This window comes from Streptomyces sp. NPDC059524 (genome assembly GCF_042749255.1).
Classification (GTDB): domain Bacteria; phylum Actinomycetota; class Actinomycetes; order Streptomycetales; family Streptomycetaceae; genus Streptomyces; species Streptomyces xanthii.
Window position 1 is genome coordinate 17,579 of sequence record NZ_JBHYTK010000107.1, and the last position, 11,355, is coordinate 28,933.

10 protein-coding genes are annotated in these 11,355 nt (G+C 72.1%); 3 read left to right on the forward strand and 7 right to left on the reverse strand.

Annotated elements, in window-relative coordinates:
• Nucleotides 1-209 precede the first annotated feature (209 nt).
• Nucleotides 210-992: a DUF6227 family protein gene (locus tag ACFW9D_RS26165; protein ID WP_188338394.1), complete on the forward strand. Its 783-nt coding sequence runs from the start codon at nucleotides 210-212 to the stop codon at nucleotides 990-992.
• Here the strand turns inward: ACFW9D_RS26165 and ACFW9D_RS26170 are convergent.
• The 6 genes from ACFW9D_RS26170 to ACFW9D_RS26195 form a co-directional block, all read right to left on the reverse strand.
• Nucleotides 979-1,224 carry a hypothetical protein gene (locus ACFW9D_RS26170; RefSeq protein ID WP_188338393.1) on the reverse strand — a complete coding sequence of 82 codons (246 nt, stop codon included), beginning with the start codon at nucleotides 1,222-1,224 and terminating at the stop codon, nucleotides 979-981. The two genes, ACFW9D_RS26165 and ACFW9D_RS26170, sit on opposite strands and share 14 nt — an antisense overlap.
• A gap of 177 nt (nucleotides 1,225-1,401) precedes the next feature.
• Entirely contained in the window at nucleotides 1,402-3,447 is a 2,046-nt protein-coding gene (locus tag ACFW9D_RS26175; protein ID WP_384625473.1) for a fructose-specific PTS transporter subunit EIIC, read from the reverse strand.
• A 55-nt stretch (nucleotides 3,448-3,502) separates the two neighbouring features.
• The gene (gene pfkB / locus ACFW9D_RS26180; protein ID WP_384625496.1) at nucleotides 3,503-4,456 is read right to left on the reverse strand and encodes a 1-phosphofructokinase; all 954 of its coding nucleotides are present in this window, start codon (nucleotides 4,454-4,456) and stop codon (nucleotides 3,503-3,505) included.
• Between the two features lie 130 nt (nucleotides 4,457-4,586).
• On the reverse strand, nucleotides 4,587-5,348 hold the full coding sequence (locus tag ACFW9D_RS26185; protein WP_384625476.1) for a DeoR/GlpR family DNA-binding transcription regulator: 762 nt from the start codon (nucleotides 5,346-5,348) through the stop codon (nucleotides 4,587-4,589).
• Nucleotides 5,349-5,551: 203 nt separating this feature from the next.
• Entirely contained in the window at nucleotides 5,552-6,316 is a 765-nt protein-coding gene (locus ACFW9D_RS26190) for an SDR family oxidoreductase (RefSeq protein ID WP_384625479.1), read from the reverse strand.
• Nucleotides 6,317-6,332: 16 nt separating this feature from the next.
• Nucleotides 6,333-7,049, reverse strand: coding sequence for a TetR family transcriptional regulator (locus tag ACFW9D_RS26195; protein ID WP_384625482.1), 717 nt, complete (start codon nucleotides 7,047-7,049; stop codon nucleotides 6,333-6,335).
• Between the two features lie 272 nt (nucleotides 7,050-7,321).
• On the opposite strand from ACFW9D_RS26195, the gene ACFW9D_RS26200 reads away from it, so the two are divergent.
• On the forward strand, nucleotides 7,322-8,530 hold the full coding sequence (locus tag ACFW9D_RS26200; protein ID WP_384625485.1) for an extracellular solute-binding protein: 1,209 nt from the start codon (nucleotides 7,322-7,324) through the stop codon (nucleotides 8,528-8,530).
• A 36-nt stretch (nucleotides 8,531-8,566) separates the two neighbouring features.
• Here ACFW9D_RS26200 and ACFW9D_RS26205 read toward each other — a convergent pair whose 3' ends face one another.
• Nucleotides 8,567-10,150 (reverse strand): MFS transporter, encoded by a 1,584-nt coding sequence (locus tag ACFW9D_RS26205; protein ID WP_384625488.1) that lies wholly within the window; start codon nucleotides 10,148-10,150, stop codon nucleotides 8,567-8,569.
• A 61-nt stretch (nucleotides 10,151-10,211) separates the two neighbouring features.
• On the opposite strand from ACFW9D_RS26205, the gene ACFW9D_RS26210 reads away from it, so the two are divergent.
• The gene (locus tag ACFW9D_RS26210; RefSeq protein ID WP_384625491.1) at nucleotides 10,212-11,210 is read left to right on the forward strand and encodes a helix-turn-helix transcriptional regulator; all 999 of its coding nucleotides are present in this window, start codon (nucleotides 10,212-10,214) and stop codon (nucleotides 11,208-11,210) included.
• The last annotated feature ends 145 nt before the right edge of the window (nucleotides 11,211-11,355 follow it).

The following is an 11,355-nucleotide window of genomic DNA, read 5'->3' on the forward strand; positions in this document are numbered from 1 at the left end:
GGCTGTGGGCACCCCCCGCCTGTTCCCAGAAACCACATATCTCGTTCATCGGGGGGGCGCCGCCGCCCCCGCCCTCCCGCGCGGCCCCCGCGTTGTGCAGGCAGGATTCCCAAATCCCGCTCCGCGTTTGCCATTTCAGAGGCCGATGTCCGAGCGAGGGGCTACGGTATGCACCCACAAGGTGACACGAAGCAATCCCGGGAGGTGCCTTGAGCGTTCCGTACGACCATGTGCCCGACCCTCTGTCCGACCTCGCGTCGCACACGTCGCCCGACGGGCAGCTCAGCGGCCTGCTCGGGCGCGCGCTCAACTCCTTCGAGCTCCCCGACGACATCCTGGCCCGCCTCGACAGCGCCCTCGCCTACGACAGCACCCTGCACTCCGCGCACCACAGCGCCGGCCTGCACCGGGAGACGTACCGGCACACCTGGCTGCTCGCCGACGGAAGCCCGCTCACCCTCTGGGAGCTCGTCCACAACACGGGGCGGGACCGCATGCCCCAGCACGAGGTCTACGTGACCGAGGACGAGCTGCACCTGGCGACCGGCCGGCTGCCGCTGCCCCCGGAGTCCGCGCCGGACTTCACCCTCCAGACGCCGGTGCTCCCGCTCCAGCTCCAGGCGGTCGCGCCGCGCGGCCACAGCTTCGGCCCCGCCGACCCGGACAGCTCCGTCGACCACGCCCGCCGCCTGCTGCGCCGCGCGGAGAACCCGGACGCGGCGACCCGGCCCGGCCCCGGCACGGCCCGGCTGCTGCGCGACGCGTGCGCGCACGAGATCACGCAGGCGTTCGGCCGCAGACTCAGCCAGGGCTTCGCGCTGTACGAGCACGCGTTCCTGCTGCGCGACGGCTGCGAGGTCAGCCTCTGGGAGGTCGAGCACACGGCGACGCGGGACGGCCGGCACATGTGCGAGGTCTACCTGACGCAGGAAGCGGCCCGCGCCGCGATCGAGCACCGCGCGGCGGACCGGGTCCGGCTCAGCGGCGGCTGAACTGCCGCACGAGCCCGGCGAACGCGTCCTGTTCGTCGGCCGTGAGCGGCACCGACTCCAGGGCGGGCGCCTGCGACTGGGCGGGCAGCGCCCCCATCGGCAGCCGCGCGGGGCCCCGCGGGGCGAAGGCGACGGTGCGGACGAGCCGCACCAGACCGACCACCCAGGCCACCGTCACGACCGCGAGGATCGCGAGGCCCACCTGCTGAAGGATCGACACGTGCTCAGGCATACGGCCCAGTGAACACCACAGTCCGGGCCTTTGGTCCCGGACCGTGACGTATATCGCAGGAACGGACAGTTCCGGACTTCCCTCCGGACTACCCTGTCCAGACTCCCTGTCCAGACTTTCTCTCCAGGCTTCGTCTTCGGACTTCCTCCGGCCGAAGGCCCGGTCCGGACGGCCGGCTCAGGCTACGGTGGCGACCTTCGTGGCCTGAGCCTGGCTGCCGCCCGCCTCCGGCGCCGTCCGGCGCAGCCCCTTCAAGGCGACGACCAGGGCGGTCGAGACGCAGACTCCGGCGGCGATCGCGATGAGGTAGAGCAGGGCGTTGCCGATCAGCGGGACGACGAAGATGCCGCCGTGCGGGGCCCGCAGGGTGCAGCCGAAGGCCATCGACAGGGCACCGGTGACGGCGCCGCCCACCATGGATGCGGGGATGACCCGCAGCGGGTCCGCAGCGGCGAAGGGGATGGCACCCTCGGTGATGAAGGAGGCGCCGAGCACCCAGGCCGCCTTGCCGTTCTCCCGTTCGGCGCGGGTGAACAGCCGGCCCCGTACGCTCGTGGCCAGCGCCATCGCCAGCGGCGGCACCATGCCGGCGGCCATCACGGCGGCCATGACCTTGAGCGAGCCGTCGCTGGGGTTCGCGAGGCCGCCGACCGCGAAGGCGTAGGCGACCTTGTTGAGCGGACCGCCCAGGTCGAAGCACATCATCAGGCCGAGGATGATCCCCAGGATGATCGCGTTGGCACCCGAGAGGGAGTTGAGCCAGTCCGTCAGGGCGCTCTGCAGCGAGGCGATCGGCTTGCCGATCACCACGAACATCAGGAATCCGACGACGATCGACGAAAGCAGCGGGATCACGACGACCGGCATGATGCCGCGCAGCACGGCCGGGACGTTCACCTTCTGGATCGCCATGACGACGCCGCCCGCGATCAGGCCCGCGGCGAGGCCGCCGAGGAAGCCCGCCTGGGTGGTCACCGCGATGGCGCCGCCGACGAAGCCGGGGACGAGGCCCGGCCGGTCCGCCATCCCGTAGGCGATGTAACCGGCGAGGACGGGGACCAGGAAGGCGAACGCCGCCTGGCCGATATGGAAGAGCAGCGCGGCCCAGCTGGTCGTCGAGCCCCAGTCGAAGTGGTTGAAGAGGGTCTCGACCTTGACGTTCGCGATCTCGTAGCCGCCTATCGCGAATCCGAGCGCGATGAGCAGTCCTCCGGCGGCGACGAACGGCACCATGTAACTCACACCCGACATCAGCCACTTGCGCAGCTTCGTGCCGTAACCGTCCGTCACCTCTCCCGCGTTGTCCACAGGTGTGGACGGCGCGCCGGAATCGGCGGTCCCGGTGATCTCGCCGCGGGCCGCCTTCGCACGGACCTCGGTGATCAGTTCCGCGGGGCGGCTGATGCCGGCCTTCACGCCCACGTCGACCGTGGGCTTTCCGGCGAAGCGCTCCTTCTCCCGTACGGGAATGTCGTGGGCGAAGATCACCGCGTCCGCCGCCGCGATGACGGTGGGGTCGAGGCGGGTGAACCCGGCGGAACCCTGGGTCTCCACGGCGAGTTCCACCCCGTCGATGTCGCGGGCCGTGTTCTCCAGGGACTCGGCCGCCATGTAGGTGTGGGCGATGCCGGTGGGGCAGGAGGTGACGGCGACGATCCGGAAGGGTGGCCGTTCCGGTTCCGTTTCCGAGGCAGAGGCCTCGACCGGCTCCGGCTCCGGCTCGGCAACCGATTCAGGCGCGGCAGACGGCTCAGAGGTCGGCTCGGGCTCGGGCGTCTCGGTGTCGCCGCGGATCAGGGCCGCCGTGCGGTCCGGGTCCGTCGCCGCACGCAGGGCCGCCTTGAAGTCCTCGTCCATCAGCTGTCGGGCCAGCGCGGAGAGGATCGTGAGGTGGGCGTCGTCCGCTCCCGCCGGGGCCGCGATCAGGAAGATCAGGTCGGCGGGCCCGTCGGGCGCGCCGAAGTCGATGCCCCCGGAAGCGCGGCCGAACGCCAGAGTCGGCTCGGTGACATGGGCGCTGCGGCAGTGCGGGATGCCGATGCCCCCGTCGAGGCCGGTCGGCATCTGGGCCTCGCGGGCGGCGACGTCGGCGAGGAATCCGTCCAGGTCGGTGACCCGGCCCAGGCCGGCCATGCGCTCCGCCAGGGAGCGGGCCGCCGCCTCTTTGGTGTCGGCGGACAGGTCGAGGTCGACCAGGTCCGCGGTGATCATCTGGCCGGTCATCGCGGGCTCCTTCGGCTGAGCTTCTGCTGGATGGCTCGATGGGGGGCGGAGCGGTTCATGGCGCCACCACCGGTTCGGCGAGCGGCCGGTCGAGGGGGACTCGCGCGGTCAGCGTGACCGCGTCCGGGGCGAGGTCGGCGGGGGTCGGCATCGCGCTCCCGGGGAGTTGGACGGCGGCCGCGCCGTGGGCGACGGCGGAGGCGAGCGCCTCGGGCCCCGCGCCGCCGGCGATCAGGAATCCGGCCAGGGAGGAATCGCCGGCGCCGACGTCGGACCGGACGGCGTCCACGGGCGCGGAGGCGAAGTACGTGCCGCTCGCCTCGACGAGGATCTGTCCGTCCGCGCCGAGCGAGGCGAGGACGGCGCCCGCGCCGAGTTCCCGCAGCTCGCGGGCGGCGGCGACGACGTCGCCGAGGGTGCCGAGCGAGCGGCCTACGGCCTCGGCGAGTTCCTCGGCGTTCGGCTTGACGACGTCGGGGCGTTGACGCAGGGCCGCGAGGAGCGCCGGGCCCGAGGTGTCGAGCGCGATCCGGGCGCCCGCACGGTGGGCGACGGCGACCAGCTCGGCGTACCAGGAGGGTGCGAGGCCGCGCGGGAGGCTGCCGCAGCAGGCGATCCAGTCGGCGCCCGCGGACTGGTCGCCGACGGCGGTGAGCAGCGACTCGGCCTCACCGGCGGAGAGTTCGGGCCCCGGGGCGTTGATCTTCGTGAGGGTGCCGTCGGGTTCGGCGAGCGCGATGTTGGACCGGGTCTGGCCGGCGACCGGGACGGGGGCGACCTTGATGCCCTGCCGGTCGAGGAGGTCGGCGACCAGGGCGCCGGGGGCGCCGCCGAGCGGGAGAACGGCGAGCGTGGCGGCGCCGGCGGCGGCGACGGCCCGCGAGACGTTGACCCCCTTGCCACCGGGGTCGACCCGCTCGCCCGAGGCGCGCAGGACCTCACCGCGGTCGAGGCCGGGGACCTCGTAGGTGCGGTCGAGGGAGGGGTTGGGGGTGACGGTGAGGATCATGCCGGGTACCGCGGCTTCCGTACGGGCGTTCATGGCGCGGGCGTTCATGGCACCGGAATCGGTGCGGGCTTCATGAGGTGCGGGCTGATGAAGTGCGGGCTCACGGGGTACCGCCTCATGGGATACGGGCTCATGTGCGGAGCACCTCCGTACCGCCGGCCTCGATCGCGGCCGCGTCCTCGGCGGAGAGTCCGGTGTCCGTGACGAGCAGGTCGACGTCAGTGAGGTCGCCGAAGCGGGCGAAGTGCTCCTGGCCGTGTTTGCCGGAGTCGGCGAGCAGCACCACGCGGCGGGCCGCGGCGATCACCGCCCGCTTGACGGCGGCCTCGGCGAGGTCGGGCGTGGTCAGTCCGCCCCCGGCCGAGAAGCCGTTGGCCGCGATGAAGGCGACGTCCGCGCGGATCTCTCCGTACGCGCGCAGCGCCCACGCGTCGACGGCGGCGCGGGTGCGGCGGCGGACGCGGCCGCCGACGAGGTGCAGTTGGATGCCCGGGTGGTCGGCGAGGCGGGCCGCGGTGGGCAGCGAGTGGGTGACGACGGTGAGTCCGGACTCGACGGGGAGGGCGGCGGCGAGGCGCGAGACCGTGGATCCGGCGTCGAGGACGACACTGCCCTCCGCGGGCAGTTCGGCGACGGCCGCACGGGCGATGCGGTCCTTCTCGTCGGCGGCAGTGCCCTCACGCTCGGCGAGGTCGGGCTCGAAGTCGAGGCGGCCGGCTGGGATCGCGCCGCCGTGCACGCGCCGGACGAGACCGGCTCGGTCGAGGGCTTTCAGGTCGCGCCGGATGGTCTCTGCGGTGACCTGGAACTCCTCGGCGAGGGACAGCACGTCGACCCGTCCGCCGTCACGGGCGAGGCGGAGGATCTCCTGCTGGCGCTCCGGTGCGTACATGACCGTTTACCTGTGTCCTCGTCTGTGAGTGTGCCCGAATATGTTGCTCTTCTTCGAGGCTACGACCGGAATTCCTGAAAGTAAACAGACTCGGGCATGCAGCAGACGCAAACGGGCATCTAAGCCTGCTCGCATACACAGAGAAGGGCCCGACCCCCATCGGGAGCCGGGCCCTTCGTTCCGCCCCTGAGGGGCGGGTGGGATCACTGGCCCATGACGTACTTCACCGTCGGGCCGGTCGTCCAGCCGCCGTCCACCGCCAGCTCCGCGCCCGTCACGTAGGAGGAGTCGTCGGAGAGGAGGAAGACGATGGCCTTGGCGATCTCGTCGGCCTCGCCGACGCGGCCCATGGGGGTGTTGGGGTAGTTGCCCTCGCCCTGCTGGATGCCGACCTGGGCGGTCATCGGGGTGTAGGTCATGCCGGGGTGGACGGAGTTCACGCGGATGCGGGCCGTGCCCTGCTCGACCGCCGCGATCTTCGTCAGGCCGCGCACGCCCCACTTCGAGGCGCCGTAGGAGCCGGTGAGCGCGAGGCCCATCAGGCCGGCCGCCGAGGAGATGTTGACGATGGAGCCGCCACCGGCCTCCTTCATCGCGGGCACGACGGTCTTCATGCCGGCGAAGACGCCGACGAGGTTGACGTCGAGGACCCTGCGGAAGCGCTCGACGCTCTCCGTCTCGAAGGGCATGCCGGTGGAGATGCCGGCGTTGTTCACCAGGCCGTCGACCCGGCCGAACTCGGCGGTGGTGTAGGCGACGGCGGCCTGCCACTCCTCCTCGGAGGTGACGTCGAGGTGGACGTAACGGGCCTGGTCGCCGAGCTCGGTGGCGAGGGCCTTGCCCTCGTCGTCGAGGACATCACCAATCACCACGTTGCCGCCGGCGGCGACGACGGTCCTGGCGACCTCGCCGCCGATGCCGCGGGCACCGCCCGTGATGATGACGGTCTTGCCGGTGAGGTTGTTCATCTGTGGCTCCACTTCTTCACGGCTCCATCGCCGCTGGGCTGGAATCGACGGCGCCGTCCAGCGCCGAGAGGCAGGTGAGGGCCAGGGCCGCGGGTCCGCCGGGCCCGGCCGCGGGGGCGTCCGAGGCCGCCCACGTCTCCACCGCGACCCGCACCGCCGTGGAGGCGACACCGGCGGCGAGCCGCAGGCCGAGCCCGCCGGGGTCGGCGCCGGTGCGCTCCGCGAGGATCGCGCGCAGCGTCGTCTCGGACACCCGGCTGGTGTCGGCCCACACCGCGCGCAGCGCGGGCGACTCGTCGGCCATCCGCAGCAGCGCGCGGATCCACTCGAGCGAGGCCGCGTTCTCCGGGTCGTCCGCGGTGAGGGCGCGCTCGACGGCGTGCCGCAGCGCCTGCGGTACGGGGAGCCCGGCCGGGGCCTCCCGGACGGCCTCCGCCCACAGCTGGGCCCCGGCGGCGAAGAGCGGGGCGACCGACTCTTCCTTCGTGGGGAAGTAGCGGTAGAAGGTGCGCGGGGCGATGCCGGCGCCGCGGGCGATGTCCTCGGCGCGGGTGGCCCGCAGGCCGCGCTCGGTGAAGAGCTCGGCGGCGGTACGTGCGATGTCGAGTCGGGTGGCTGCTTTGCGCCGCTCGGTCAGCGAGGCCGGCGCGGCTTCCGCCGCACCCTGCGCCGAGCCCGTACCGCTCGTACCGCCCGGTCCCCCGCTATCTGAGACGCCTGCCACACCTGCCATGAAGTCATGGTATGCCTGTGTGTCACAATGTGCCACTGGCGCAAAAGTGATGTTCGATCACGTTCAGTGATCGTCGGCGATCGCGTCCCGTGGTCGCGTCCGGCGATCGCCTCCGGTGATCGTGTCCGGTGGTCGCGTGCGGCGATCACACGCGACGTTCACGTGCGCAGATGGCTTCGGCAGATCCAAGAGACCCGAGCGGGGCGAGTGCGGTGCGGCGGCGGCAGTTCCTGATTCAGACGGCAGGCCTGACCGGGGCGGGTGCCCTGGCCATGAGCGGCTGCGGCGGCTCGGACGACAGTGGTGACGACGGCGACGGCGTGACCCTCAACCTCATGGTGGCGAGCTACGACAAGAGCGTCGGCGCCTCCATCGGTGACCAGTGGGACACCGTCGCCGAGACGTTCGAGAAGAAGCACCCGAACATCAAGGTCGAGATCGAGCGGATCCCCTTCCTCAAGCTCGACAGCGTCATCGCCCGCCGCGTCAAGGACGGCCGCGCCCCCGACATCGCGCTGAGCAACATCTTCGCGCCGTACGCCGAACCAGGCGACCTGTACCCGGTCGAGGACCTCTTCGACGTGCCGACGCAGGCCGACTTCATCTCGTCGTTCGCCGACGCGGGCAAGTCCGGCTACGTCCAGTACGCCATCCCGATCTTCGCCAGCACCCCGCGCCTCTTCTACAACACGGCGCTGTTCGAGCGGGCCGGCATCGACGGGCCGCCCGGGTCCTGGGCCGAACTCCTCGCCGCCGCCAAGGCGTTGAAGGCCTCCGGCGTCCCCACCCCGTACGCGCTGCAGTTCGGCCCCGAGGCCTCGGAGGACGAGCTGCTCGCGTGGCTGGTGGCGGGCGGCGGCGGCTACTCCCAGCTGGGCGGCTACGACTTCGGCTCCGCCGAGAACCAGGCGACCCTGACCTGGCTGCGCGACGAGCTCGTCAAGCCCGGCCTCGCGGGCGCCGACCCGGCGAAGCTCACCCGCACCGCCGCCTACGCGGAGTTCATGAAGGGCCGCGCCGGCATGCTCATCGCCCACCCCGTGCTGCTCGGCGCGGCGGCCAAGGCGCGGCTGCCGTACGCCACCGCCCCGTTCCCCAAGCGGGCCGGGGACGGGGCGGCGGCGCCGGTCGGGCTCAACGCCTGGATGCTCGTCTTCAAGGCGAGGGGCCACGCCAAGGAGGCCGGCGCCTTCCTGACCCACCTCTACGGCCAGGAGACCGCTTCGGCGAAGGGCGCCGCGACGCAGACCCTGCCGGTGACCATCTCGGGCTCGCAGCACCTGCGCAACGACAAGTCGCAGCAGGCGCTGTGGCCGTTCGTCGACCAGATGCCGAACGCCGAGTTCCACCCCGTGGGGCTGCGGTCCTGGCCCACCGTGCGCAGCGAGATACGCGAGCGGATCCCGCGGGCGGTCGCACCCACGGGGGTTCCGGCGGACGTGCTGGAGGCGCTGGACCAGGTCGCCCGGTCCAGCGCCTGACCCCTCCGGGGGCGCGGGGTCGTCCACCGCCGCGGGTCAGCCGATGAGTTCGCCAGTGCGGGTCTCGTCGTGGCCGGTCGTGCCGTTCTCCGCGCCCCTGGGAGCCGCGGCTTCGCCGCTCGCTCCGTCCCCATCCTCCGATGACGCCTCCGGCGACGCCTGCGGCGCCCGCTTCGGCAGGGCGAACATCAGGAGGAAGATTCCTACGAGGATGACGGCCGCCCAGACGAGCGCGTTGCGGAAGCCGTCGATGAACGCCGCGTTGCCCGCGCCCTGCGCGAAGTGGTCCTCGACGACGTTGAAGAAGACGACGGAGACCAGGCTCAGGCCCAGCGCGTTGCCCATCTGCATCACGGTGTTGATGAGGCCGGAGGCCGAGCCGGCGTGCTCGCGCGGCACCTCGGACAGCACCGCGTCGGTCAGCGGCGCCACGATCAGGCCCATGCCGAGGCCCATCACGACCAGCGGCAGCGCCATCTGCCAGGACGCGATGTCCAGGCCGTAGTGGCCGGCCTCGAAGACGTAGATCAGGACGCCCGCGGCCATGGTCAGCGCGCCGGCCTGCAGGACCTTGCGGCCGAAGCGGGGCACCAGCTTCTGCACCGAGACACCGGCCGCGACGGACACCGCGATCGAGAACGGGACACCGGTCAGACCGGCCCGCAGCGCGCTCCAGCCGAGGCCCATCTGCATGTAGAGGGTCCAGGTCAGGAAGAAGATGCCGGTGGTGATGCCGAAGACGGTCTGCACGGCGATGCCCGCCGCGAAGCTCTTCACCCGGAACAGCGACAGCTCGATCAGCGGCGAACCGTCGCGCCGCGTCTTCGCCCTCTCGTACGCGATCAGCACGGCGACGATCACGACGGAGGCCGCCATCATCACGTAGCCCCAGACCGGCCAGTCGTTCTCGCGGCCCTGGGTGAGCGGGTAGACGAGCGCCAGCATCGCGAGGGTGACCAGGACGACGCCGACGAGGTCCAGCTTGAGGGCCGTCGGGGCCTTGGACTCGGTGATGACGCGCGAGCCGAGGATCAGGGCGGCGATGCCGACCGGCAGGTTGATCAGGAAGATCGGGCGCCACTCCAGGCCCGCGATGTTCCACTCCGTCAGGAGCGCGCCGAGCAGCGGACCCGACACCGCGCCGAGGCCGACGATCGCGCCGAACAGGCCGAAGACCTTGCCGCGCTCGTGCGCCGGGAAGGTGGCGTGCACGATCGACAGGACCTGCGGCACCATCATCGCCGCCATGCCGCCCTGCAGGATGCGCGAGGCGACCAGCATCTCCGGGTTCGCCGCGAAGCCGCACAGCGCCGAGGCGACGGTGAAGCCCATGATCCCCAGCAGGAACAGCCGCTTGCGGCCGAAGATGTCGCCGAGCCGCCCGCCCGTGATGAGCAGGGCGGCGAACGCGAGCGCGTATCCGGCGGTGATCCACTGGATCTGGCCGGTGGTGGCGCCCTCGTCCGCCTTGATGGTCGGCAGGGCGATGTTGACGATCGTGACGTCGACGAGGTCCATGAAGGCCGCCGTCATCACGATGGCCAGGGCGAACCAGCGCCTGCGGTCGGCGGGCCCGGAGGCTTCTGTGGTGGTGCCGGCGGCGGCAGCGGTTGAGGTCATGGGAAGAAAGTAGAAGGTATGTAGGTCAGGTCATGTCCTACTGGGGCAGCATTCTGGAGACATGACGAAGACGAGCTCCTCCACCGACACCCCGGCCCGGTTGCTCCAACTCCTCTCGCTCCTGCAGACGCCGCGCGAATGGCCCGGCGGCGAACTCGCCGAACGGCTCCACGTCTCGCGCCGCACCGTGCGCCGTGACATCGACCGGCTGCGCGAACTCGGCTACCCGGTGCAGGCCACCATGGGCGCCGACGGCGGCTACCGGCTCGTCGCCGGCAAGGCGCTGCCTCCCCTGGTGCTCGACGACGAGGAGGCCGTCGCCATCGTGGTCGGGCTGCGGGCCGGGGCCGGGCACGCCGTCGAAGGGGTCGAGGAGGCGTCCGTACGAGCCCTCGCCAAGCTGGAGCAGGTGCTGCCGTCGCGGCTGCGGCACCGCGTCTCCACGCTGCAGGCCGCCACGATCCCGCTGACCTCGGGCGACGGGGCGACGATCGCGCCCGAGACGCTCACCGTGATCGCGTCCGCGGCGGCCGGTTCGGAGCGGCTGCGCTTCCACTACCGGGCGGCCGACGGCACCGAGACCCGGCGCCTGGCCGAGCCGTACCGGCTCGTGTCGACGGGGCGCCGCTGGTACCTCGTCGCGTTCGACCTGGACCGCGCGGACTGGCGCACGTTCCGGGTCGACCGGGTGTCGGAGCCGTTCGCGACCGGGGCGCGGTTCGCTCCGCGGGAGGTGCCGGAGGGGGATGCGGCGCGGTACGTCCAGCGGTCGATGTCCTCCGCCCGCGGGGCCGCGGCGGGCGGGGACTACGAGCTGGACGTCGAGTTCCTCGCGCCGGTCGAGGTCGTCGCGACGCGGGTCCCGTCCTGGGTGGGCGAGCCGATGCCCTTGCCGGGCGGGGAGGGGTGTGTGCTGCGGGGCCGGGTCTCCGAGTCGGTGGAGTGGATGGCGGTGCGGCTGGCGATGACGGGGGTCGAGTTCCGGGTCCGGGGACCCGAGGCCCTCGTCTCGGCGGTACGGGAGCTGGGGGAGCGGGTGCGCTCCGCGGTTCCGGGGTAGGTCATTGCGCTCCGGGGTGCCGCAGTAGGTCGTACGCGCGGCTGCGGGCCGGTGGGGCTTCTCGCGCAGTTCCCCGCGCCCCTGAAATGCAGGCGCTGCGCGCCGCATTTCCCCGATCAAGGTGCGGGGTGCCTTTCATCTGGGG

Excerpts from the sequence above, each read along its gene's own strand:
- ACFW9D_RS26175 (WP_384625473.1), bottom strand. The coding sequence starts at position 3,447 with ATGACCGGCCAGATGATCACCGCGGACCTGGTCGACCTCGACCTGTCC.
- ACFW9D_RS26170 (WP_188338393.1), bottom strand. The coding sequence starts at position 1,224 with ATGCCTGAGCACGTGTCGATCCTTCAGCAGGTGGGCCTCGCGATCCTC.
- ACFW9D_RS26210 (WP_384625491.1), top strand. The coding sequence starts at position 10,212 with ATGACGAAGACGAGCTCCTCCACCGACACCCCGGCCCGGTTGCTCCAA.
- ACFW9D_RS26205 (WP_384625488.1), bottom strand. The coding sequence starts at position 10,150 with ATGACCTCAACCGCTGCCGCCGCCGGCACCACCACAGAAGCCTCCGGG.
- ACFW9D_RS26190 (WP_384625479.1), bottom strand. The coding sequence starts at position 6,316 with ATGAACAACCTCACCGGCAAGACCGTCATCATCACGGGCGGTGCCCGC.
- ACFW9D_RS26195 (WP_384625482.1), bottom strand. The coding sequence starts at position 7,049 with ATGGCAGGTGTGGCAGGCGTCTCAGATAGCGGGGGACCGGGCGGTACG.
- ACFW9D_RS26200 (WP_384625485.1), top strand. The coding sequence starts at position 7,322 with ATGAGCGGCTGCGGCGGCTCGGACGACAGTGGTGACGACGGCGACGGC.
- pfkB (WP_384625496.1), bottom strand. The coding sequence starts at position 4,456 with ATGATCCTCACCGTCACCCCCAACCCCTCCCTCGACCGCACCTACGAG.
- ACFW9D_RS26185 (WP_384625476.1), bottom strand. The coding sequence starts at position 5,348 with ATGTACGCACCGGAGCGCCAGCAGGAGATCCTCCGCCTCGCCCGTGAC.